The sequence below is a fragment of the Pseudomonas atagonensis genome (assembly GCF_011369485.1).
In the GTDB taxonomy this organism is placed as follows: Bacteria; Pseudomonadota; Gammaproteobacteria; order Pseudomonadales; family Pseudomonadaceae; genus Aquipseudomonas; species Aquipseudomonas atagonensis.
In genome coordinates, this window is record NZ_VXCA01000029.1 from 1 (window position 1) to 22415 (window position 22415).

A 22415-nucleotide genomic window follows, 5' to 3' on the forward strand; every position below is an offset into this window, starting at 1 on the left:
ATGATCGCGTCTTCCAGTTTGGTGGTGTAGTAGTGCTCTTGGGTACCTTGAGCCGAAGTGCGGTACCACTGGATAACGATTTCGCTCATGCGCTCGCCGGAAGTCAGTGCTGCTTGCAGCAGTGGCGAAGCCTTGTCGTAGACCTTGGTGATCACAACTGGCTTGTGTACGCGCTGACCGGTTGGCTGACCGGATTGCGGGTCACGCGGGATGATCACGTCGTGGGTGAAAGCCTGAACCATCACCTGGTCTTCGTGGCCTTCCTGATAGGTGTTGCCGACGGAGTCAGCGGTGAAAGCGCCTGCAGTGATCAGGCCTTGTTTTTCGCCGGTAACCGACATGTACGCTGGTGTTGCCATGGGGTGCTCTCCTTGCGGATAAATTTAGGGTGCCCGGGAGGCGAAATCGCCCGGTGGGTGCCTGACGGTTATCAAGGAGCGTGCCAGCTTTTATGAAGTCGCCGGGAGCCGGGGGTGAAACCACGCTGAGCGCAAATTTCCGACAGTTTCGGCGGCTGAATCAGGGTGAAAGTGCGCAAGAAGTTGCGCAGTACTGCGCAACTTCTTGCGCACTTGGCTGCAGGCCTTGTGCGGCGTGGCCTTCAGAGAAGTTGAGGGCGAAATATTACGAGCATATGCGCAACTTCTTGCGCACTAAGGCTCATGGCCGCCATTGGCCGGTCACCGTCCTTCAGCAAATGACCGATCCATCGCCCCTTTTTGCCATTTCCCCACTGGCACGCCGTCCCCCGATTGATGGACAGTCCAGCCTCAGCGCACCGCGCCAAACACGTCGGGGCGCTGCGAGGGTTAAAAAGCGTCTTATAAATGAAACACCGCCCTCGGCTATACTCCCCGCATTTCGACCCAAGGCACGAGGAATCACTGTGAAGAACTGGACGTTGCGCCAACGCATTTTGGCGAGCTTTGCGGTGATTATCGCCATTATGTTGCTGATGGTCGTCGTCTCGTATTCGCGCCTGTTGAAGATCGAAGCCGGTGAGCAAAGCGTGCGTCAGGACGCGGTGCCAGGCGTGTATTTCAGCTCGATGATCCGTAGCGCGTGGGTCGACAGCTATTTGCAGACCCAGGAATTGCTCGGCCTGAAACGCGGCGAGGGCATTTCCGCCGAAGATGCGGCGGACTTCAAATCGTTCGAAGCGCGCCTTGAAGAGCAGATGGGCAACTATCAGAGCACGGTCACCACCGATGAGGACAAGGCCGAGTTCGCCGTGTTCAAGCAGGACGTGCTCAATTACAACAAGATTCAAACGCAGGTGCTCGATCTGCATCAGCGCAACAAGGACGATGAGGCGGCGAAGCTGTTCAACGAACAGCTGACCCCGGCGTGGACGGCCGGCCGCATGAAGCTCAACGACATCATCCGCGAGAACAAAGCCGTCGCCGACGAGGCCATGAACAACATCGATGACGCGGTCGCGGCGGCAAAAGTCAGCATGGGTATTTCCCTGCTGGTTGCTGTGCTGGCGGCGGCGGGCTGTGGCTTGCTGCTGATGCGCGCAATCATGGCGCCGATGAACCTGATCGTGCGGATCCTCGAAACCATGCGCACCGGTGACCTCAGCACGCGCCTGAACCTTGAGCGCAAAGATGAGTTCGGCGCGGTGGAAACCGGCTTCAACGACATGATGACCGAGCTCACCGCGCTGGTGTCCCAGGCGCAGCGCTCCTCGGTGCAGGTGACCACATCGGTGACTGAAATCGCCGCCACCTCCAAACAACAGCAAGCCACCGCCACTGAAACAGCGGCGACTACCACCGAGATTGGCGCAACCTCCCGTGAGATTGCCGCTACTTCGCGGGATCTGGTGCGCACCATGACCGAAGTGTCCACGGCGGCCGATCAGGCTTCGGTACTCGCCGGCTCCGGCCAGCAGGGCTTGGCACGCATGGAAGACACCATGCATTCGGTGATGGGCGCGGCGGATCTGGTCAACGCCAAACTGGCGATCCTCAACGAGAAGGCCGGCAACATCAATCAGGTGGTGGTGACCATCGTCAAAGTCGCCGACCAGACCAACTTGCTGTCGCTCAACGCCGCCATCGAGGCCGAGAAGGCCGGCGAGTATGGTCGCGGTTTTGCCGTGGTCGCCACGGAAGTGCGGCGTCTGGCGGATCAGACTGCCGTCGCCACTTACGACATCGAACAGATGGTTCGCGAAATCCAGTCGGCGGTATCCGCCGGCGTGATGGGCATGGACAAGTTCTCTGAAGAAGTGCGCCGTGGCATGTCCGAAGTGCAGCAGGTTGGCGAGCAGCTGTCGCAGATCATCCATCAGGTGCAGGCGCTGGCCCCACGGGTGTTAATGGTCAACGAAGGCATGCAGGCCCAGGCCACCGGCGCCGAGCAGATCAACCACGCGCTGGTGCAATTGGGCGATGCCAGCAGCCAGACCGTCGAGTCGCTGCGTCAGGCCAGTTTCGCCATTGACGAACTGAGCCAGGTGGCCGTCGGGCTGCGCAGCGGCGTTTCGCGATTCAAAGTCTGATGAGCGAAATCATCGCCAAACGCAACGTCGCACCGGTGGCGAAGCAGGCGTTGTTCCTGCTGTTTCGCATCGGCAGTGAACGCTACGCCTTGCGCGCGACTGAAGTCGCCGAAGTGCTGCCGCGTCTGCCGTTGAAGCCGATTGCCCGGGCGCCGCAGTGGGTCGCCGGGGTGTTTGCCTATCGCGGTGCGGTGGTGCCGGTGATCGACCTCAGTGCGCTGACGTTTGGTCACTCCGCCGAGGCGCGCACCAGCACCCGACTGGTGCTGGTTCACTATCGCCCGGACGAAACCCAGGCGGAGCAATGGCTCGGCCTGATTCTCGAACAGGCCACCGATACTCTGCGCTGCAACCCGCAGGATTTTCAGCCCTATGGCCTCGACAATCGCGAGGCGCCGTACCTCGGCCCGGTGCGCGAAGATGCGCAGGGGCTGGTGCAATGGGTGCGGGTCAGTGATTTGCTCGACGACGCCGTGCGCGCCTTGTTGTTCCCCCCTCCGCCGCTGGATCCGGCGCAGCTTGAGGCGCAGCCATGAGCAGCGACCAGCGCTTTTTTGACTTCCTCAAGGAACGCATCGGTCTCGATGTCACCTCGGTCGGCCCGGCGATCATCGAGCGGGCGGTGCGCCAGCGCACGACACTTTCGCAAGCGGCCAACGCCGACGAGTATTGGCAATTGCTGCAAGGCTCGCGGGATGAGCAGCAGGCGCTGATCGAAGCAGTGATCGTCCCGGAGACCTGGTTCTTCCGTTACCCGGAATCTTTCGCCACCCTCGGCAAACTGGCGCGCAAACGCCTGAACGAGCTGAACAACATGCGTGCGCTGCGCATCCTCAGCCTGCCGTGCTCGACCGGCGAGGAACCTTATTCGATTGCCATGGCGTTGCTGGATGCCGGGCTCAAGCCCCATCAGTTCAAGGTCGATGGCATGGACGTCAGTCCGCTGTCGGTGGACAAGGCGCGGCGGGCGCTGTACAGCAAGAACTCGTTTCGCGGCCAGGATCTGGACTATCGCGAACGGCATTTCACCCCGGAGCAGGACGGCCATCGCGTCAACGAAAACGTGCGCGATCAGGTGCGTCTGCAAGTCGGCAACGTGCTCGATCCGGTGCTGCTGGCCAATGAGCCGCCGTTCGATTTTGTGTTTTGCCGCAACCTGCTGATCTATTTCGATCAACCGACGCAGAAGCAAGTCTTCGAAGTGCTCAAAGGCCTTACTCATATCGACGGCGTGCTGTTCATCGGCCCGGCCGAAGGCAGTCTGCTCGGTCGCTTGGGCATGCGTTCGATCGGCATTCCACAGTCGTTCGCGTTCAGCCGCCACAGCGAGGCGCAGCCCGAGCCTCTGCCGACGCCAAAACCTGTGTCGCTGCCGGTCAATCAACCGCTGCGCAGCACGCCGCCCGCGCCGGTACGCAACCGACCGTTTGCCGGCGTGACGCCGCTGCCGGCCACTCGCGCAAGTGCCAACCCGGACTCGGCAACGTTGCTGGCGAACATTGCCGCATTGGCCAACGAAGGCAAAAGCGCCGAGGCCCGCGCTGCGTGCGATCAGTATTTGCGTAGCCACGAACCAGTGGCGCAAGTGTTTTATTGGCTTGGCCTGCTCAGCGATGTCGCTGGCCTGACCCTCGAAGCCCAGGGTTATTACCGCAAGGCCTTGTACCTTGAACCGCAACACCCCGAAGCGTTGATGCACCTGGCCGCGTTGTTGCAGGCCCAGGGCGACACGGCGGGTGCCAGACGATTGCAGGAGCGCGCCGCCCGCAGCAGCCGCACCGCTGACAGTGAGCGCAAACGATGATCGCGTCCGACACCTTGAACGTCACCCACGAAGACGCCCGCGCCATCGATGATTGCTGGAACCGCATCGGCATTCACGGCGACAAGTCCTGCCCGTTGCTTGAAGAACACATTCATTGCCGCAACTGCTCGGTGTATTCCGCTGCCGCCACGCGTTTGCTTGACCGCTATGCGCTGCAGCAGGACGAACGTGATCCGGTGGCCACCGCCGTAGAAACGGACGTGAAAACCCGTTCGTTGCTGATGTTCCGTCTCGGCGAGGAATGGTTGGGCCTGGCCACCCGCAGCCTCGTTGAAGTGGCGCCGTTGCAAGCGATTCACTCGTTGCCGCACCAGCGTTCGCGCGCTTTGCTGGGCGTGGCCAATGTCCGTGGTGCGCTGGTAGCGTGTCTGTCGCTGGTCGAGCTGCTGGATCTGGACAGCAACGCCGCACCTGTCAGTGGCGTGCGAATCATGCCGCGCATGCTGATCATCGCTGCTCACGGCGGGCCCGTCGTGGTGCCGGTGGATGAGGTGGACGGCATTCATGCCATCGATGAGCGAATCCTTGATGCCGCCTCGCAATCCGGCGCGCAGGCCAGCGCCAAATACACCCGTGGCGTGCTGCAATTTCGCGGTCGCAGCCTGCGGTGGCTGGATGAAGAACAGCTGTTGTCCGCCGTGACCCGGAGCCTGACATGACCCCCGAGCAAATGCGTGACGCTTCGTTGCTCGAGCTGTTCAGCCTTGAAGCCGAGGCCCAGACCCAAGTGCTGAGCGCCGGGCTGCTGGCGCTGGAACGCAATCCAACCCAGGCCGATCAGCTCGAGTCCTGCATGCGTGCGGCGCACTCGCTCAAAGGCGCGGCGCGAATTGTCGGCATCGACAGCGGCGTCAGCGTTGCCCACGTCATGGAAGATTGTCTGGTCAGCGCGCAGGAAGGGCGCTTGTTGCTGCGCCCTGAACACATCGACGCGTTGTTGCAGGGCACCGATTTGCTGATGCGCATCGCGACCCCGGCCAACGCTCCGCAGCCCGCCGATATCGACGCCTATGTTGAATTGATGGCGCGGCTGCTCGACCCGTCGGCGCCGCCGGCCACGTTGGTTGCGCCGCCGATGGCCGAGCTGCAACTGCAAGCGCCGGCGCCGGCGCCGCTTGAACCCGCGCCCGCGCCGCTCCTGGAACCCCCGCTGGAAACCTCGGAACCAGCTCCGCGCAAGAATAAACGCACCACTGAAGGTGGCGAGCGGGTATTGCGCGTCACTGCCGAACGCCTCAACAGCCTGCTCGACCTGTCGAGCAAATCGCTGGTGGAAACCCAGCGCCTGAAACCGCATCTGGCGACCATGCAGCGCCTCAAACGCATGCAGAACAACGGGCTGCGTGCGCTGGAAAACCTCAACGTGCACCTCAAGGAACATGCCCTGAGCCTTGAGGCGCTGGAGGCGTTGGAAGATGCCCGACGCTTGCTCGCCGAATCCCAGCAATTGCTGAGTGAAAAAAACGCCGAACTCGACGAGTTCGCCTGGCAGGCCAGCCAACGTGCGCAAGTGCTTTACGACACTGCCTTGGCCTGTCGCATGCGGCCGTTCGCCGACGTGCTCACCGGTCAGGTGCGCATGGTGCGTGATCTGGGGCGCAGCCTCGGCAAACAGGTGCGGCTGGAGATTGAAGGCGAGAAGACTCAGGTCGATCGCGACGTACTCGAAAAACTCGAAGCACCGCTCACCCATTTGCTGCGCAACGCCGTCGATCACGGCATCGAAACCCCGGAGCAGCGTTTGCTCAAGGGCAAACCCGAGGAAGGCCTGATCCGCCTGCGTGCATCGCACCAGGCGGGTTTGCTGGTGCTGGAACTGAGCGACGACGGCAACGGCGTCGATCTGGAAAAGGTTCGCCGCAGCATCATCGAGCGACAGCTGTCTCCGGCGGAAACCGCCGCGCAGTTGAGCGAAGAAGAACTGCTGACCTTCCTGTTCCTGCCCGGTTTCAGCCTGCGCGATACCGTCACTGAAGTCTCCGGGCGAGGTGTCGGACTGGATGCCGTTCAACACATGGTTCGGCAACTGCGTGGCGCGGTGGTGCTGGAGCAAGCGGCGGGCGAGGGCAGTCGTTTTCACCTTGAAGTGCCGCTGACGTTGTCGGTGGTGCGCAGTCTGGTGGTGGAAGTCGGCGAAGAGGCCTACGCCTTTCCGCTGGCGCACATCGAGCGCATGTGTGACCTGGCGCCGGAAGACATCGTGCAAGTCGAAGGTCGCCAGCATTTCTGGCACGAAGGGCAGCACGTCGGCCTGGTCGCCGCCAGCCAGTTGCTCAACCGCCCGGCCAGCCAGAACATTGGCGAAACCCTCAAGGTCGTGGTGATCCGCGAGCGCGATGCGATCTACGGCGTGGCGGTCGAACGTTTCATTGGCGAGCGCACGCTGGTGGTCTTGCCACTCGACGAGCGTCTGGGCAAAGTGCAGGACATCTCTGCCGGTGCCTTGCTCGACGATGGTTCAGTAGTGCTGATCGTGGATGTCGAGGACATGCTGCGTTCGGTGGACAAACTGCTTAATACCGGGCGTCTGGAGCGCATCGCCCGCCACGGCCATCAAGTCGCAGAAGCGGCGCGCAAGCGTGTGTTGGTGGTCGACGATTCGCTGACCGTGCGTGAGCTGCAACGTAAGTTGCTGCTCAATCGCGGCTATGACGTCGAGGTGGCGGTAGACGGGATGGACGGCTGGAACGCGTTGCGCTCGGAGGACTTCGATTTGCTCATCACCGACATCGACATGCCGCGCATGGACGGCATCGAACTGGTCACGCTGTTGCGCCGCGACAACCGTCTGCAGTCGCTGCCGGTGATGGTTGTTTCGTACAAGGATCGTGAAGAAGATCGCCGCCGTGGACTCGATGCCGGCGCCGACTATTATTTAGCCAAAGCCAGTTTTCATGACGACGCCCTGCTCGACGCAGTGGTCGAGCTCATCGGAGGAGCGCGGGCATGAAGATCGCAATCGTCAACGACATGCCAATGGCGGTGGAGGCTCTGCGCCGGGCGCTGGCCTTCGAGCCGGCGCATCAGGTGGTCTGGGTCGCCTATAACGGTGCCGAAGCAGTACGCCTGTGCGCGGAAAATACCCCGGATCTGATCCTGATGGATTTGATCATGCCGGTGATGGATGGCGTCGAAGCCACCCGGCGAATCATGGCCGAAACCCCGTGCGCGATCGTCATTGTCACGGTCGACCGCCAGCAGAACGTGCACCGGGTCTTCGAAGCCATGGGCCACGGCGCGCTGGACGTGGTCGACACGCCGGCCCTCGGCGCCGGCAATGCGCAGGAAGCCGCCGCGCCCTTGCTGCGCAAAATCCTCAATATCGGCTGGCTGATCGGCGACAAAGCGCCGCGCTCGCGTCCGGCCCCGACCGCCCAGCGCAGTTCCGGCTCGTGTCAGCGGCTGGTGGCAATCGGATCGTCTGCTGGAGGCCCGGCAGCGCTGGAAGTATTGCTCAAGGGCTTGCCGCGCAACTTTTCCGCCGCCATTGTGCTGGTGCAGCATGTCGATCAGGTGTTTGCTGCCGGCATGGCCGAATGGCTGGCCAGCGCCAGTGGCCTGGACGTGCGTCTGGCGCGGGAGGGAGAACCGCCGCAGGCCGGCGCGGTGTTGCTGGCCGGCACCAATCACCACATTCGATTATTGAAAAACGGCACGCTGGCCTACACCGCCGAACCGGTCAACGAGATCTACCGACCCTCCATCGACGTGTTTTTCGAAAGCGTCGCCAGTTACTGGAACGGTGAAGCGGTCGGGGTTTTATTGACCGGGATGGGACGCGACGGGGCGCAAGGGCTTAAGCTCATGCGCCAACAGGGTTATCTGACCATCGCGCAGGATCAGCACAGCAGTGCGGTGTACGGCATGCCCAAGGCTGCTGCAGCGATTGATGCCGCCGTAGAAATTCGCCCACTGGAAAAGATAGCGCCACGATTGCTGGAGATTTTCCCCAAATGAACCGATTGATCCGCAATCCTGGCCCCCGCAGTACTCAGGTGACCGCCCATGAATGACTTACAGATCGACGACATTAAAACCGACGAAAACGCCGCCATGGTGTTGTTGGTGGACGATCAGGCGATGATCGGCGAAGCCGTGCGTCGTGGGCTGTCGAATGAAGAAAACATCGACTTTCACTTCTGCTCCGACCCGCATCAGGCCATTGCCCAGGCGGTACGGATCAAGCCGACGGTGATTCTGCAGGATCTGGTCATGCCCGGCCTCGACGGCCTGAGTCTGGTGCGCGAATACCGCAATCATCCGGCCACCAAGGACATTCCGATCATTGTCCTGTCGACCAAGGAAGACCCGCTGATCAAGAGCGCGGCGTTTTCTGCCGGCGCCAACGATTATCTGGTGAAGTTGCCGGACACCATCGAACTGGTGGCGCGCATCCGTTATCACTCGCGCTCCTACATGACCCTGTTGCAGCGCGACGCGGCGTATCGCGCGCTGCGGGTCAGCCAGCAGCAGTTGCTCGACACCAACCTGGTGCTGCAACGCCTGATGAACTCCGATGGCCTGACCGGGCTGTCCAACCGCCGGCACTTCGACGAGTACCTGGAATTGGAATGGCGCCGTTCACTGCGCGACCAGAGCCAGTTGTCGTTGTTGATGATCGACGTCGATTACTTCAAGTCCTACAACGACACCTTCGGTCACGTGGAAGGCGACGAAGCCCTGCGCAAGGTCGCTACGGCGATCCGCGACGCCAGCGCCCGACCGTCGGACTTGCCGGCGCGTTATGGCGGTGAGGAGTTTGCGCTGGTGCTGCCGAACACTTCGCCGGGTGGTGCGCGACTGGTGGCGGAGAAACTGCGTCAGACCGTGGCTTCGCTGAAAATTCCGCACATTTCGCCCAGTGAAGGGGCGAGCCTGACCATCAGCATCGGCCTGGCGACCATGGTGCCGCAGTCGGGCAGCGATTGCCGGCTGCTGATCTCGGCGGCGGATCGCGGGTTGTACCTTGCCAAGAACAATGGGCGTAATCAGGTCGGTATTGAATAGGTTCGCAATCCCCTGTGGGAGCGGGCTTGCTCGCGAAAACGGCCTGACAGTCGGCATTGATGTCGCCTGACACGACGCCTTCGCGAGCAAGCCCGCTCCCACAAGGGATCCGCGTCAGGCCAGTGTCAAGCGATTCGCCTTAACAGCCGCCAGACGGGCTGCCGTGACAGCTTGATTACGTTATACTCGCCGGCTTTCAAAAGTTCGCCAACGAGTGCTGCCCGTCATGGAAATCAACCCGATCCTGAACACCATCAAGGACCTGTCCGAGCGCTCCGAAACTATTCGGGGGTATCTTTGACTACGATCAAAAGCATGAGCGTCTGATCGAAGTCAATCGCGAGCTTGAAGATCCTGCAGTCTGGAACAAACCTGAATACGCCCAAGAGCTGGGCCGCGAGCGCGCAGCGCTGGCGCAGATCGTCGACACCCTCGACGAACTGAACGGCGGTCTGGCCGATTGCCGTGACCTGCTGGACATGGCCGTCGAAGAGAACGACGAAGGCGCAGTGGGCGATGTCGTCGCCGAGCTGGCCCGTCTCGAGGAAAACCTCGCCAAGCTCGAATTCCGCCGCATGTTCAGCCATGAAATGGACCCGAACAACGCCTACCTGGACATCCAGGCCGGTTCCGGCGGCACTGAAGCCCAGGACTGGGCCAACATCCTGCTGCGCATGTATCTGCGCTGGGCTGACAAACGCGGTTTCGACGCGACCATCATGGAACTGTCCGCCGGTGAAGTCGCCGGGATCAAGGGTGCGACCGTGCACATCAAGGGCGAATACGCCTTTGGCTGGCTGCGCACCGAGATCGGCGTGCACCGTCTGGTGCGCAAGAGCCCGTTCGACTCCGGCAACCGTCGCCACACCTCGTTCTCCGCGGTTTTCGTCTCGCCAGAGATCGACGACAAGGTGGAAATCGAAATCAACCCGGCAGACCTGCGGATCGACACCTATCGTTCCTCCGGTGCCGGTGGTCAGCACGTAAACACCACCGACTCGGCCGTACGTATCACTCACGTACCGACCAACACCGTGGTCAGCTGCCAGAACGAACGTTCCCAGCACGCCAACAAGGACACCGCCATGAAAATGCTGCGGGCCAAGTTGTACGAGCAGGAAATGCAGAAACGCAACGCGGCGTCCCAGGCGCTGGAAGACACCAAGTCCGATATCGGCTGGGGTCACCAGATCCGTTCGTACGTGCTCGATGCGTCGCGGATCAAGGATCTGCGCACCAACATCGAACGCAGCGACTGCGACAAGGTGCTCGATGGCGACATCGACGAATACCTGGAAGCCAGCCTGAAATCGGGGCTGTAAGAAATAAGCTGCAGGATCGCTGATTCAACACGATCCCTGTAGGAGTGGGCCTGCCCGCGATCCCCAGCCGCAGGCTGGGGGCAACGAACCTGTGATGGAAAATTTAAAGACATGAGCGACCAACAACTCGACCCGCAAGCCCTGCAACAGGAAGAAAACTCCCTGATCGCCCTGCGCAAGGAAAAGCTTGCTGCCGAGCGCGCCAAGGGCAACGCCTTCCCGAACGACTTCCGCCGCGAAAACTACTGCGAAGAATTGCAGAAGAAATACGCGGACAAGACCAAGGAAGAGCTGGCAGAGGCTGCAATCCCGGTCAAGGTTGCCGGTCGCATCATGCTCAACCGTGGCTCGTTCATGGTGATTCAGGACATGACCGGCCGCATCCAGGTCTACGTCAACCGTAAAACCTTGTCCGAAGACACCCTGGCCGCGGTGAAAACCTGGGACATGGGCGACATCATTGCCGCCGTCGGCACCCTGGCCCGTTCCGGCAAGGGCGACCTGTACGTCGAAATGACCGAAGTGCGCCTGCTGACCAAGTCGCTGCGCCCGCTGCCGGACAAGCACCACGGCCTGACCGACACCGAACAGCGTTACCGTCAGCGTTACGTTGACCTGATCGTCAACGAAGAAGTGCGCCAGACGTTCCGCGTGCGTTCGCAAGTGATCGCGCACATCCGCAGCTTCCTGATGAAGCGCGACTTCCTCGAAGTCGAAACGCCGATGCTGCAGACCATTCCGGGCGGCGCCGCGGCCAAGCCGTTCGAAACCCACCACAACGCGCTGGACATGGAAATGTTCCTGCGTATCGCCCCGGAGCTGTACCTCAAACGTCTGGTGGTGGGTGGCTTCGAAAAAGTGTTCGAGATCAACCGCAACTTCCGTAACGAAGGCGTTTCGACCCGTCACAACCCTGAATTCACCATGCTGGAGTTCTACCAGGCTTACGCCGACTACGAAGACAACATGGACCTGACCGAAGAACTGTTCCGCGAGCTGGCGCAGCTGGTTCTGGGCAGCACCGACGTGCCGTACGGCGACAAGGTGTTCCACTTCGGCGAGCCGTTTGTACGTCTTTCGGTGTTCGACTCGATCCTCAAGTACAACCCTGAGCTGACTGCCGACGACCTGAACGACATCGACAAGGCGCGCGCCATCGCCAAGAAGGCCGGCGCCAAGGTGCTGGGCTTTGAAGGTCTGGGCAAGCTGCAGGTGATGATTTTCGAAGAGCTGGTCGAGCACAAGCTGGAACAGCCGCACTTCATCACTCAGTACCCGTTCGAAGTGTCGCCGCTGGCTCGTCGCAATGACGACAACCCGAACGTCACCGACCGCTTCGAGCTGTTCATCGGCGGCCGTGAAATTGCCAACGCCTACTCCGAGTTGAACGACGCGGAAGACCAGGCCGAGCGTTTCATGGCGCAGGTGGCCGACAAGGACGCCGGCGACGACGAAGCCATGCACTACGACGCCGACTTCGTGCGTGCGCTGGAGTACGGCATGCCGCCAACGGCCGGTGAAGGTATCGGCATTGACCGTCTGGTGATGTTGCTGACCAACTCGCCGTCGATCCGCGATGTGATCCTGTTCCCGCACATGCGACCGCAAGCGTAAACGTTTCAGTTAAAAAGCCGCCTAAAACAGGCGGCTTTTTATTGCCTGTCTGGTACAAATGTATCAATTGGTTACTTTTGGAATAACAGAGGAAGTGCTGTCGTGATGGGTGCATTGGCTCAAGAAGGTGCAGCGGGTATCGCCACTGCGGTCGCTGAAAGTGTTCAGTACCAGGGCCGCAAGGCCAGCCGGCAGGGCAGTGAGCAGCGGCGACAGGACATTCTTGACGCAGCGATGCGCATTGTCGTGCGTGACGGTGTGCGCGCCGTGCGCCACCGCGCCGTGGCTGCCGAGGCCGGTGTGCCGCTGTCGGCGACCACGTATTACTTCAAGGACATCGACGACCTGCTCACCGATACCTTCGCCCAATACGTCGAACGCAGCGCGGCCTACATGGCCAAACTGTGGATCAACAACGAAGGCCTGTTGCGTGACATGGTGGTCAGCGGTGACGGCAGCCCCGAGTCGCGCTCGCAACTGGCGGATAATATTGCGCGGCTGATGGCCGATTACGTGCACCGGCAACTGCTCAACCGTCGCGAGCATCTGATGGCCGAACAGGCCTTCCGCCAGGAAGCGCTGCTCAACCCGCGTCTGGCGATTCTGGTGCGCTCGCATCAGCAGATTCTGTTGCAGGGCACTTGCCAGTTGTTCCAGGTATTGGGCTCGCGTGAACCGCAGCAAGATGCCAAGGTGTTGACGGCGATTATCGGACGGATGGAATATCAGGGCCTGCTCAACGACGCCGAGCCATTGGCCGAACAGGACTTGCTCGGCATTCTGACGCGCTACATGCACCTGGTGCTCGCGTCGGTGTAATTATCGACCCTGATCGTTCCCACGCTCTGCGTGGGAATGCCGCCATGGACGCTCCGCGTCCACTGTGACGCAGAGCGTCACTGTATGCATTCCCACGCAGAGCGTAGGAACGATCGGAGAAAAAGGTGTTCAAGGGAGTGTCGAATGAAAGCCTGGCGTGGCGTGCTGATCGCCTTGTCGTTCCTGCTGCTCAGTGGCTGTCTGGTGACTTTCAAGGAGCCGCTGTCCGCCAGTGACCCGGCGCCCAAAGGCCTGCTCGGCAAGTGGTCGAGCGTCAATGCCTGGGGCGAGCCAATGAACCTTGAACTGACACGCCTGGGCAACGACCGCTATCAGGCCGTCACGTATTTCAAGGTCAGACCCCGCGAGCGCGAGGCTTACCCGTTCACCGTGTCGCGCCACGGCAGCCGCTGGTATCTGTCGGCCAAAGTGCCGGCGCAGTATGGCGGGCAGTTCATCATTGCCGGTTTCGAACTCACCGATAAACACGAACTGGTGGTCTATAACCTCGACCTCGAGCAGGTCAATCAGGCCATCAAACAGCAAGCCCTCGACGGTCAGGCCTTCCAGACTGACGACGGCGAAGGCGTGCAAGTCGACAGCCGCCTCGACAAGGTCTTTGCTTACCTCGACGATCCGGCCAATTCCGATGTCTTCGTCGAAGCGGTGCGTTACCAGCGCCAGGCGCGCGGCAAATAATTCAGTTCGTCACGTTTTCAACAGGAGTTTCGGGTGGACGATTACCAGCAGACGATACGCACGCTGTCCGATCGCATTGTGCTGGCGCAGACGCCGATCCGCGTCCTCGACGCGGTCAAATGGGACGAGAACATCCGCAAGGGCTTCCTCAAGGCCAAGGGCAAGGAAATGCCGGCGGTGGATCGTGACTACTACCTCAATCGGCCGCTGTCCTTCGATTCGAGCAAGGTCAAGCTGGAATTCCAGAACATCGAGCGCGACATCACCCGCCAGCTCGGCCAGTTCAACCCGGTCGGCCAGATCATGCGGCGTATGTGCAAGGAATACCGCATGGTCGTGCGCATGCTTGAAGCGCGCGGCACCGAGGATTTCGGCCTGATCTCGCAAGAGCTGTACGGCGCCGCGTCCGACGCCTTTCACGCCGGCGACCCGACCCTGGCCGACCTCGGCCTGATGATGTCCGACTACCTCAACAACATTGATGGTCGTGGCGATCTGAAGGACGAGCCGAAGATTCTCACCGCCAAGGACGCTGTGCACTTGCTGCAAACGCGCTTGAACAAAGTGTTCGGCGAGGCCGAGGAAACCATCCGCGTGTTCGAGTCCGACGGCATCGTTGCCGACGCCGCAGCAGGCGCCGACTACATCAAGATCCGCACCGACGCGATGTTCAATGACCGCGACGTGCGCGCCCTGGAGGTTCACGAGGGGCTGGTGCATGTCGGCACCACGCTCAATGGCTTGAACCAGCCGATCTGCACCTTCCTGTCGAAAGGCCCGCCCTCGTCGACAGTGACTCAGGAGGGCCTGGCGATCCTGATGGAAATCATCACCTTCGCTTCCTACCCGAGCCGTCTGCGCAAACTGACCAACCGCACCCGCGCCATTCACATGGTCGAGGAGGGCGCGGACTTCCTGCAGATCTTCGAGTTCTTCCGCGAGCAGGGCTTCGAAATGGCGGAAAGCTACGGCAACGCCAGTCGAGTGTTCCGTGGATCGACGCCTACCGGGCTGCCATTCACCAAAGACTTGTCCTATCTCAAGGGCTTTATCATGGTTTACAACTACATTCAGTTGGCCGTGCGCAAGGGCAAGCTTGAGCAGATTCCGCTGCTGTTCTGCGGCAAGACCACACTGGAAGACATGCGAACCCTGCGTCAGCTGGTGGATGAGGGGCTGGTGGTGCCGCCGAAATATTTGCCGGATCAGTTCCGCGACATGAACGCGTTGTCGGCGTGGATGTGCTTCTCCAACTTCCTCAACCATTTGAGCCTGGACCGGATCGAGGCGGACTATTCCAACATCCTCTAGACCAACCCGAATTTTTGCGAGGTTTCACCGGATGAGAATCCTCGGTATTTTCTGCCTGCTCCTGACCCTTGGCGGATGCAGTTCTCTATTGTTCTACCCCGAGCCGGGTCAGGTCTTCACCCCGGAAAAGGCCAAACTCGAATACCGCACCGTTACGCTGGTCACGGCTGATGGCCTCAAACTCAACGCTTGGTGGCTGCCGGCCAAAACCGGTGTCGAGGTCAAGGGCACGGTGCTGCACCTGCACGGCAACGGCGGCAATTTGCCAATGCACCTTGGCGGCAGTTGGTGGTTACCGAAAAACGGCTATCAAGTGTTGCTGGTGGACTATCGCGGCTACGGCCTGTCCGAAGGCGAACCGAGCCTGCCGGCGATTTATCAGGACATCGACGCCGCATTCGCCTGGCTGGACCAGGCACCCGAGGTCAAAGGTAAACCGCTGATCCTGCTCGGCCAAAGCCTCGGCGGTTCGATGGCCGTGCATTGGCTGGCGCAGCATCCCGAACGGCAGAAACAGCTCAAGGCGTTCGTCCTCGATGGCGTCCCCGCCAGTTACCGCAGCGTCGGCCAATACGCCCTCAGCACCTCGTGGCTGACCTGGCCGTTTCAGGTGCCGCTGTCGTGGCTGGTGCCCGACGGCGACAGCGCCATCCACTCGATGCCGCAACTCACGGGTGTGCCGAAACTGATTTTCCACAGCATCGACGATCCGCTGGTGCCGCTTTCCAACGGCATCCGTTTGTATCAAGCTGCGCCGCCGCCACGCGTCCTGCAACTGACCCGTGGCGGCCATGTGCAGACCTTCGGCGACCCGGTCTGGCGTCAGGTGATGCTGCGTTACCTCGACGATCCCGAGCATTTCAACGGCCTGCGCCGCCTCGGCGAAATCCCGAATTACCCGCAACCTCCGAATTCTGAAGATGAGAGTCCGCAATGAGTGAAGAACGCAACGCCATCCCGCTGATCATCACCGGTATCTGCAGCATCCTCGGCACCGTCGGCGCCCTGTGGTACTACGGCTACCTGCACTTCGCCAAACCCGAGGATGCGTTGCTGCTCAACGAATTCACCATGCTCAAGACCATTCCCGGCGAAGACTACAAAGTCTCGCTGGACCCGGCGCCGCAAGTGGCGCAGTGCATCGATGGTGTGCTGGTGTTGTTCGATACCGAACAGAAAGGCCTGACCGGCGTGCTGATCAACGCACAGAAAAAAGCCGTGCGCTGCATGGGTGAGGAGACACCGCAAAAGCTCGAGGAGTGATTCTGCAGGACCAGCCCTCACCCTAACCCTCTCCCAGGGGGAGAGGGGACTGACCGAGTTGTCTTTTGCTATACACCGACCTGAAAGATTGTGTCGATTATGGATTCGGCAAAGCACTCCCAGGTCGATGCAGCTATTGAGCATCCCCAATCGGCTCCCTCTCCCTCTCCCTCTCCCTCGGGAGAGGGCTGGGGTGAGGGGCCGCGATTTCAGCCCCACAAAAAAGCCCCGCCTGATCAAATCAGGCGGGGCTTTTGCGTTACAGCGTGTGATTTAGTTCGAGCTGACCGCCGAACGTGGCATCACTGGCTGGTTGTCGTTGGAAATGGTCACTTCCACGCGACGGTTCATTGCACGGCCGGAAACGCTACCGTTATCGGCGACCGGGTATTCCTTGCCGTAACCCTGCACCACAATGCGCGAAGGATCTACGCCCATCTTGATCAGCGCCACTTGTACCGAAGTCGCACGACGCTCGGACAGCGACTGGTTGTAGTTCGCCGCGCCGGTGCTGTCGGTGTAACCCTCGACGATCACTTTGCGATCCGGATTTTCCTGAAGGAACTGCGCCAGTTTGTTGATGTTCACCAGACCGCTGGACTTCAGGTCAGCCTTGTTGGTGGCGAACAGCACGTCACCGAAGGTCACCAGCGTACCGCGGTCGGTCTGCTTGGCGTTGAGGCTGTCCTGCAGCTGTTTGATCTGTTGATCGCGGGCGTCCAGACGCGCCTGGGCACGTTGCGCCGAAGCGTTCTTCAGATTGTTTTCAGCGGTGCGCAGAGCAATGGTCTGCTTGGCCACTTCCACGCGCTGGTTGGTCAGGTAAGCCAGTTGGTCGACCTTGGCCGCGTCTTGCTTGTCCAGGTAAGCCCTGTCGGCCTTGTCCAGGTAATCGCTGGCGTCTTTGGTTTCCAGCGCTGCGACTTTGCTCGCCTGTGGGTTGGCCTGCAGGCCGGCGTAGTTGGTGCGCGCCTGTTCCAGATTCGGGTTAGGCGGGGTGGAGCAGGCAGCCAGGGCAACGCTTGCAGCCAGGAGAGCGGGGATCATCAATTGCTTACGCATAATTTGTCGTCCTTTCTATCAATAAAAGTTTCAGCTTTGCGGTCGGGATGCGCACTTACTGCACGGTGCGCTGACTTTCCTGACGCAGTTCCTGAACACCTTTCTGGGAATCCTTCACAGCCTGTTCGGCTTTAGCGGCCTGAGCCTTGCGTTCGGCGACACGAGCGTCCCACTCGGCCTGTTCGGACAGGCGACGGGCGTCGTCATACTTCTTGTCGTGCATGGCGATCTCAGCTTGTTTCAATTTGTCCTGCGCCTGCTTCATCTCCACAGCAGCAAACTCGGTACCACCGGCGCTGACAGCGCTGTTCACTGCCGATTGGGTCACGGCGTATTGCTCGGTCGGCGGGTTGCCGGCACAACCGGCCAGCACGAAGCTTGTACCGATGGCCAGAGCGGCCAGTTTCAGACCGCGCAGGTGTGAGAAAGAGGTTTGGTTTTTCATGGTCTTCAACTCCATTAGGCATCTCCTGAAAACAACTGAATCCATCCTGGTCGAGGAGCCGTAAGCGTCGTATGAATGCGCGTTTTTGAAACGCTCGTTCCAGGCGTGGTTACAGGTTCCGACCGAAGGGATTTTTCAAAAGTTCAGAAAAGATGGCCTATCGCCAAAAATTTTTTTGACCGAATAGACAAGGCTCTAAACCGGGAACTTTGGCGATTTAGAGTGGTACGCGCGGGGTTTTAAAAGCCAGACAACAAGCCAATTTCAAAGTGGAAATACAGTCAATGTGGGAGCGGGCTTGCTCGCGAAAGCGGTGTGACAGTCCCCTTCAATGTCGACTGTTCCAGCGCATTCGCGAGCAAGCCCGCTCCCACAGTTTTGATCTAGGTTGTGTCAGTGTTTTTGCTTGCCTTCAACGGCCGAAAGATCATGCAAATGGCGACGCGAGAGCGCCAGAAAACGTGGCGTAGGCCCGACGTCTTCATACAGCGGATCACCTTCCTCATCGGTCGCCACCACGGTCGAGCCCTTCACATACGGCAGGCTCGCTTCAAACTCCTCGAGCGCCGCGCCGATCAGTTCGCCGAGCAGTTCTTCGGGATGGCGTTTGGGGTACATCTCGGCAATCGCCGCCAGCCGCGCAGCGGCTTCGACATCCAGATGAATCGTGTAGCCAGTGTCGGTCAGGCGACCCTTGGCGTTTTCTTCCCAATGCTGGGCGAGCTCACGAATTTTCATAAAAACCTCATGTCGCGCCTGCGGGTGGCAGGCCTTGGTGAGTGTCCGGCCGGGGCCGGCGGCAAGCCGTTGTGCGGCTTACTGTTGAGACTAGCTTTCGTGCGCAAGGTTTAAAGTCCCTTCGTCGCCTGCTTGTAAGTGGCGGCGCAGAGCGGCACTCTCTAGCCCATGCACTCGTTTTCAAAGCTGTCCGGATAACTGCTGGAGAACTGCTGATGACCGATATTGATGCACGCTTGCGCGAAGATGTTCACCTGCTCGGAGAGCTGTTGGGCAACACCATTCGAGACCAGTACGGCGAAGCATTTCTCGCCAAGATCGAGCAGATCCGCAAAGGCGCCAAGGCCGACCGGCGTGGCTCGATGGACGCCGAACTGAGCGCCAGCCTCAATCAGTTGAGCGAAGACGAACTGCTGCCGGTGGCGCGCGCATTCAACCAGTTCCTCAACCTGGCGAACATCGCCGAGCAGTATCAGTTGATTCATCGCCGCGAAGAATCGCAGCCCGCACCGTTCGAGTCCCGCGTGTTGCCGGAATTGCTCGCGCGTCTGCGCAGCGAGGGACACAGCGCCGAATCGCTGGCGCGGCAACTGGCGCGACTGGAAATCGAGCTGGTGCTGACCGCGCACCCGACCGAAGTCGCACGGCGCACGCTGATCCAGAAGTACGACGCGATTGCCGCGCAACTCGCGGCTCAAGATCATCGCGACCTGACCGGTGCCGAGCGCGAACAGATTCAAAATACCCTGCAACGACTGATCGCCGAGGCCTGGCACACCGAAGAAATTCGCCGCACGCGGCCGACGCCGGTCGACGAAGCGAAATGGGGGTTCGCGGTCATCGAACACTCGCTGTGGCAGGCGATTCCCAACCACATGCGCAAGGCCGACAAGGCCCTGCATGATGCGACGGGCCTGCGTTTGCCGCTGGAAGCCGCGCCGATTCGTTTCGCCTCGTGGATGGGCGGCGACCGTGACGGCAACCCCAACGTCACCGCCGCAGTGACCCGCGAAGTGTTGCTGCTGGCGCGCTGGATGGCTGCCGACTTGTACCTGCGCGATGTCGATCATCTGGCCGCCGAACTGTCGATGCAACAGGCCAGCGACGCCCTCAAGGCCAAGGCCGGCGACAGCGCCGAACCGTATCGTGCGGTGCTTAAACAATTGCGTGAACGCCTGCGCGCTACGCGCAACTGGGCCCATGCGTCATTGACGGCGACAACGCCGGCGCCCGCCGATGTACTGCACAACAATCGCGACCTGCTCGATCCGCTGGAGCTGTGCTTCAACTCGCTGCACGAGTGCGGCATGGGCGTGATCGCTGACGGGCCGCTGCTCGATTGCTTGCGCCGGGCGGTGACGTTTGGCCTGTTCCTCGTGCGTCTCGATGTGCGTCAGGATTCGTCGCGGCACTCAGCGGCGATGACCGAAATCACCGATTACCTCGGCCTGGGTCGTTACGAAGACTGGGATGAAGAACAGCGTATTACCTTCCTGACACGCGAGTTGAACAACCGCCGCCCCTTGCTGCCGGCACATTTCAAACCGTCGGCCGATACCGCCGAAGTGCTCAACACCTGCAAGGAAATCGCCGCTGCACCGGGCGCGTCGCTTGGCTCCTACGTGATCTCCATGGCAGGCGCCGCCTCCGATGTGCTCGCCGTGCAACTGCTGCTCAAAGAGTCGGGCGTGCTGCGGCCGATGCGCGTGGTACCGCTGTTCGAAACCCTCGCCGACCTCGATAACGCCGGGCCGGTGATGGAGCGTCTGTTGCTGTTGCCGGGCTATCGCGCAAGGCTGCAAGGCCCGCAGGAAGTGATGATCGGCTATTCCGACTCGGCCAAGGACGCCGGCACGACCGCCGCGGCATGGGCGCAATACCGGGCGCAGGAACGGCTGGTGGAAATCTGCCGCGAGCAGCAAGTCGAACTGCTGCTGTTCCACGGTCGTGGCGGCACCGTCGGCCGTGGCGGTGGACCGGCCCACGCGGCGATTCTGTCGCAGCCACCGGGTTCGGTGGCGGGGCGTTTCCGTACCACCGAGCAAGGGGAAATGATTCGTTTCAAATTCGGCCTGCCGGACATCGCCGAACAAAACCTCAATCTGTATCTGGCGGCGGTGCTTGAAGCAACGCTGCTGCCGCCACCGCCGCCAACCCCTGAATGGCGTCATCTGATGGATGAATTGGCCGCCGACGGTGTCAGCGCTTATCGCCAGGTCGTGCGGGAAAATCCGCAGTTCGTCGAGTATTTCCGCCAGTCAACGCCTGAGCAGGAACTCGGTCGCTTGCCCCTCGGCAGTCGTCCGGCCAAGCGCCGCGCCGGCGGGATTGAGAGCTTGCGGGCGATCCCGTGGATTTTCGGCTGGACCCAGACGCGCTTGATGTTGCCGGCCTGGCTCGGCTGGGAATCGGCGCTGAGCAAAGCGCTGGAGCGCGGGGAGGGCGAACTGCTGGGGCAGATGCGCGAGCAATGGCCGTTCTTCCGCACGCGCATCGACATGCTGGAAATGGTTCTGGCCAAGGCTGACGCGGACATCGCGCTGTCCTACGACGAGCGTCTGGTCGAGCCGGATCTGCTGCCATTGGGCGCGCACTTACGCGACCTATTGTCGCAGGCGTGTTCCGTCGTCCTTGGGCTGACCGGGCAGTCGCAGCTGCTGGCACATAGCCCGGACACCCTCGAATTCATCCGTTTGCGCAACACTTACCTCGACCCGCTACATCTATTGCAAGCCGAACTGCTGGCCCGTTCGCGGCGGCAGAATGTCGAGCAGGGCAGCCCGGTGGAACAGGCGTTACTGGTGTCTGTGGCGGGGATTGCCGCCGGTTTGCGCAATACCGGATGAGTTTTTTGAGGCGGGGCAGGGGCGTCGGCGCGCGCGTCGACGGCCTTGCCAAACTCAAGGGGAAAGTGCCGTCAGGCGACAGTTAATGATGGGGTTGCGACTTGGGGCACCACGTTGCGGGGTCGCGGCGGGCGTCGGTTTCTCCGACTTTTGGCGTCTTGTGTGGGCGCAGCCTGCTGTGTATCTTGATCAGCCTTTGGCCGTTTGTGCGGCCACGACCCGTTTTTTCAAGATTGGCCCCAAGAGGCGAATCCTGTTGTTTTCTATATAAAAAATTGAGGAGCACATCGATGCGCGTCATTCTGCTGGGAGCTCCCGGGGCCGGTAAAGGTACTCAGGCAAAGTTCATCACCGAGAAATTCGGCATTCCGCAAATCTCCACCGGCGACATGCTGCGTGCTGCGGTCAAGGCCGGCACCCCGCTGGGCGTTCAAGCCAAGAGCATCATGGATGCCGGCGGCCTGGTGTCGGATGACCTGATCATCGCGCTGGTCAAAGACCGCATCGCTCAACCAGATTGCGCCAACGGTTTCCTGTTCGACGGTTTCCCGCGCACCATTCCGCAGGCTGAGGCACTGGTCACTGCCGGCGTTGAGCTGGATGCAGTCGTTGAAATCGCTGTCGAAGACGAAGAAATCGTTCAGCGTATCGCCGGCCGTCGCGTTCACGAGGCCAGCGGCCGCGTTTACCACATCGTCTACAACCCGCCGAAAGTGGCTGGCAAGGACGACGTCACCGGCGAAGAGCTGGTGCAGCGCAAGGACGACACCGAAGAAACCGTGCGTCATCGCCTGTCGGTCTACCACTCGCAGACCAAGCCCCTGGTGGACTTCTACCAGAAGCTGTCGGCTGCCAACGGCAAGCCGAAGTACAGCCACATCCCGGGCGTCGGTTCGGTTGAAGCGATCACCGCCAAGGTGCTTGAAGCGCTGAGCTGAAAAGTCTGACCTGCTGC

20 protein-coding genes are annotated in these 22415 nt (G+C 60.9%); 16 read left to right on the forward strand and 4 right to left on the reverse strand.

Going from position 1 to position 22415, the window contains the following annotated elements:
• Positions 1-359 (reverse strand): Hcp family type VI secretion system effector (locus F2P67_RS20715; RefSeq protein WP_166223046.1); only part of this gene is annotated, 359 nt, incomplete at its 3' end.
• A 527-nt stretch (positions 360-886) separates the two neighbouring features.
• Between F2P67_RS20715 and F2P67_RS20720 the strand changes: the two genes are divergently transcribed.
• The 14 genes from F2P67_RS20720 (at position 887) to F2P67_RS20785 (ending at position 16369) form a co-directional block, all read left to right on the forward strand.
• A complete protein-coding gene (locus tag F2P67_RS20720) occupies positions 887-2509 on the forward strand; it encodes a methyl-accepting chemotaxis protein (RefSeq protein WP_166223049.1) in 1623 nt (540 codons plus the stop codon).
• On the forward strand, positions 2509-3045 hold the full coding sequence (locus F2P67_RS20725; RefSeq protein ID WP_166223052.1) for a chemotaxis protein CheW: 537 nt from the start codon (positions 2509-2511) through the stop codon (positions 3043-3045). The genes F2P67_RS20720 and F2P67_RS20725 overlap by 1 nt, the downstream gene beginning before the upstream one ends.
• The gene (locus F2P67_RS20730; RefSeq protein ID WP_166223055.1) at positions 3042-4313 is read left to right on the forward strand and encodes a CheR family methyltransferase; all 1272 of its coding nucleotides are present in this window, start codon (positions 3042-3044) and stop codon (positions 4311-4313) included. Before F2P67_RS20725 ends, F2P67_RS20730 begins: the two co-directional genes overlap by 4 nt.
• Positions 4310-4993 carry a chemotaxis protein CheW gene (locus F2P67_RS20735; protein WP_166223058.1) on the forward strand — a complete coding sequence of 228 codons (684 nt, stop codon included), beginning with the start codon at positions 4310-4312 and terminating at the stop codon, positions 4991-4993. The genes F2P67_RS20730 and F2P67_RS20735 overlap by 4 nt, the downstream gene beginning before the upstream one ends.
• A complete protein-coding gene (locus F2P67_RS20740) occupies positions 4990-7284 on the forward strand; it encodes a hybrid sensor histidine kinase/response regulator (RefSeq protein WP_166223061.1) in 2295 nt (764 codons plus the stop codon). The genes F2P67_RS20735 and F2P67_RS20740 overlap by 4 nt, the downstream gene beginning before the upstream one ends.
• Positions 7281-8291: a chemotaxis response regulator protein-glutamate methylesterase gene (gene cheB / locus F2P67_RS20745; RefSeq protein ID WP_166223064.1), complete on the forward strand. Its 1011-nt coding sequence runs from the start codon at positions 7281-7283 to the stop codon at positions 8289-8291. The genes F2P67_RS20740 and cheB overlap by 4 nt, the downstream gene beginning before the upstream one ends.
• A gap of 48 nt (positions 8292-8339) precedes the next feature.
• On the forward strand, positions 8340-9341 hold the full coding sequence (locus F2P67_RS20750) for a response regulator (RefSeq protein ID WP_166223067.1): 1002 nt from the start codon (positions 8340-8342) through the stop codon (positions 9339-9341).
• Positions 9342-9567: 226 nt separating this feature from the next.
• A protein-coding gene (prfB, locus tag F2P67_RS20755; RefSeq protein WP_166223069.1) for a peptide chain release factor 2 occupies positions 9568-10663 on the forward strand; the annotation gives its coding sequence in 2 pieces (ribosomal slippage) (positions 9568-9639 and positions 9641-10663; 1095 coding nt in all).
• Positions 10664-10774: 111 nt separating this feature from the next.
• A complete protein-coding gene (lysS, locus tag F2P67_RS20760; protein WP_166223072.1) occupies positions 10775-12277 on the forward strand; it encodes a lysine--tRNA ligase in 1503 nt (500 codons plus the stop codon).
• 105 nt (positions 12278-12382) lie between these two features.
• Complete coding sequence (locus F2P67_RS20765) at positions 12383-13096, forward strand: TetR/AcrR family transcriptional regulator (protein ID WP_166223075.1); 714 nt, start codon at positions 12383-12385, stop codon at positions 13094-13096.
• Positions 13097-13240: 144 nt separating this feature from the next.
• The gene (locus tag F2P67_RS20770) at positions 13241-13795 is read left to right on the forward strand and encodes a hypothetical protein (protein ID WP_166223078.1); all 555 of its coding nucleotides are present in this window, start codon (positions 13241-13243) and stop codon (positions 13793-13795) included.
• Positions 13796-13828: 33 nt separating this feature from the next.
• Positions 13829-15106, forward strand: a complete 1278-nt coding sequence (locus F2P67_RS20775) for a flavohemoglobin expression-modulating QEGLA motif protein (RefSeq protein ID WP_166223081.1) — start codon at positions 13829-13831, stop codon at positions 15104-15106.
• Between the two features lie 31 nt (positions 15107-15137).
• On the forward strand, positions 15138-16043 hold the full coding sequence (locus F2P67_RS20780; RefSeq protein ID WP_166223084.1) for an alpha/beta hydrolase: 906 nt from the start codon (positions 15138-15140) through the stop codon (positions 16041-16043).
• Entirely contained in the window at positions 16040-16369 is a 330-nt protein-coding gene (locus F2P67_RS20785; RefSeq protein ID WP_166223087.1) for a PA3694 family proteiin, read from the forward strand. Before F2P67_RS20780 ends, F2P67_RS20785 begins: the two co-directional genes overlap by 4 nt.
• A 273-nt stretch (positions 16370-16642) precedes the next feature.
• On the opposite strand, the gene lptF is transcribed toward F2P67_RS20785, so the two are convergent.
• The 3 genes from lptF to F2P67_RS20800 all read right to left on the reverse strand — a co-directional run bounded on the left by lptF (position 16643) and on the right by F2P67_RS20800 (position 18614).
• Positions 16643-17431 carry a lipotoxin F family OmpA-related lipoprotein LptF gene (gene lptF / locus F2P67_RS20790; RefSeq protein WP_166223090.1) on the reverse strand — a complete coding sequence of 263 codons (789 nt, stop codon included), beginning with the start codon at positions 17429-17431 and terminating at the stop codon, positions 16643-16645.
• Positions 17432-17486: 55 nt separating this feature from the next.
• On the reverse strand, positions 17487-17891 hold the full coding sequence (locus F2P67_RS20795; RefSeq protein WP_166223093.1) for a DUF4398 domain-containing protein: 405 nt from the start codon (positions 17889-17891) through the stop codon (positions 17487-17489).
• Positions 17892-18269: 378 nt separating this feature from the next.
• Positions 18270-18614, reverse strand: a complete 345-nt coding sequence (locus F2P67_RS20800; RefSeq protein WP_166223096.1) for a pilin assembly protein — start codon at positions 18612-18614, stop codon at positions 18270-18272.
• Positions 18615-18829: 215 nt separating this feature from the next.
• On the opposite strand from F2P67_RS20800, the gene ppc reads away from it, so the two are divergent.
• Positions 18830-21460, forward strand: a complete 2631-nt coding sequence (gene ppc, locus F2P67_RS20805) for a phosphoenolpyruvate carboxylase (RefSeq protein ID WP_166223099.1) — start codon at positions 18830-18832, stop codon at positions 21458-21460.
• A 290-nt stretch (positions 21461-21750) separates the two neighbouring features.
• Positions 21751-22398: an adenylate kinase gene (adk, locus tag F2P67_RS20810; protein ID WP_166223102.1), complete on the forward strand. Its 648-nt coding sequence runs from the start codon at positions 21751-21753 to the stop codon at positions 22396-22398.
• Positions 22399-22415: the final 17 nt, after the last annotated feature.

What these genes read in the sequence shown, in the direction of transcription:
- F2P67_RS20725 (WP_166223052.1), top strand. Translation starts at nt 2,509, where the DNA reads ATGAGCGAAATCATCGCCAAACGCAACGTCGCACCGGTGGCGAAGCAG.
- F2P67_RS20730 (WP_166223055.1), top strand. Translation starts at nt 3,042, where the DNA reads ATGAGCAGCGACCAGCGCTTTTTTGACTTCCTCAAGGAACGCATCGGT.
- F2P67_RS20735 (WP_166223058.1), top strand. Translation starts at nt 4,310, where the DNA reads ATGATCGCGTCCGACACCTTGAACGTCACCCACGAAGACGCCCGCGCC.
- F2P67_RS20740 (WP_166223061.1), top strand. Translation starts at nt 4,990, where the DNA reads ATGACCCCCGAGCAAATGCGTGACGCTTCGTTGCTCGAGCTGTTCAGC.
- cheB (WP_166223064.1), top strand. Translation starts at nt 7,281, where the DNA reads ATGAAGATCGCAATCGTCAACGACATGCCAATGGCGGTGGAGGCTCTG.
- F2P67_RS20750 (WP_166223067.1), top strand. Translation starts at nt 8,340, where the DNA reads ATGAATGACTTACAGATCGACGACATTAAAACCGACGAAAACGCCGCC.
- lysS (WP_166223072.1), top strand. Translation starts at nt 10,775, where the DNA reads ATGAGCGACCAACAACTCGACCCGCAAGCCCTGCAACAGGAAGAAAAC.
- F2P67_RS20765 (WP_166223075.1), top strand. Translation starts at nt 12,383, where the DNA reads ATGGGTGCATTGGCTCAAGAAGGTGCAGCGGGTATCGCCACTGCGGTC.
- F2P67_RS20770 (WP_166223078.1), top strand. Translation starts at nt 13,241, where the DNA reads ATGAAAGCCTGGCGTGGCGTGCTGATCGCCTTGTCGTTCCTGCTGCTC.
- F2P67_RS20780 (WP_166223084.1), top strand. Translation starts at nt 15,138, where the DNA reads ATGAGAATCCTCGGTATTTTCTGCCTGCTCCTGACCCTTGGCGGATGC.
- F2P67_RS20785 (WP_166223087.1), top strand. Translation starts at nt 16,040, where the DNA reads ATGAGTGAAGAACGCAACGCCATCCCGCTGATCATCACCGGTATCTGC.
- lptF (WP_166223090.1), bottom strand. Translation starts at nt 17,431, where the DNA reads ATGCGTAAGCAATTGATGATCCCCGCTCTCCTGGCTGCAAGCGTTGCC.
- F2P67_RS20795 (WP_166223093.1), bottom strand. Translation starts at nt 17,891, where the DNA reads ATGGAGTTGAAGACCATGAAAAACCAAACCTCTTTCTCACACCTGCGC.
- F2P67_RS20800 (WP_166223096.1), bottom strand. Translation starts at nt 18,614, where the DNA reads ATGAAAATTCGTGAGCTCGCCCAGCATTGGGAAGAAAACGCCAAGGGT.
- ppc (WP_166223099.1), top strand. Translation starts at nt 18,830, where the DNA reads ATGACCGATATTGATGCACGCTTGCGCGAAGATGTTCACCTGCTCGGA.
- adk (WP_166223102.1), top strand. Translation starts at nt 21,751, where the DNA reads ATGCGCGTCATTCTGCTGGGAGCTCCCGGGGCCGGTAAAGGTACTCAG.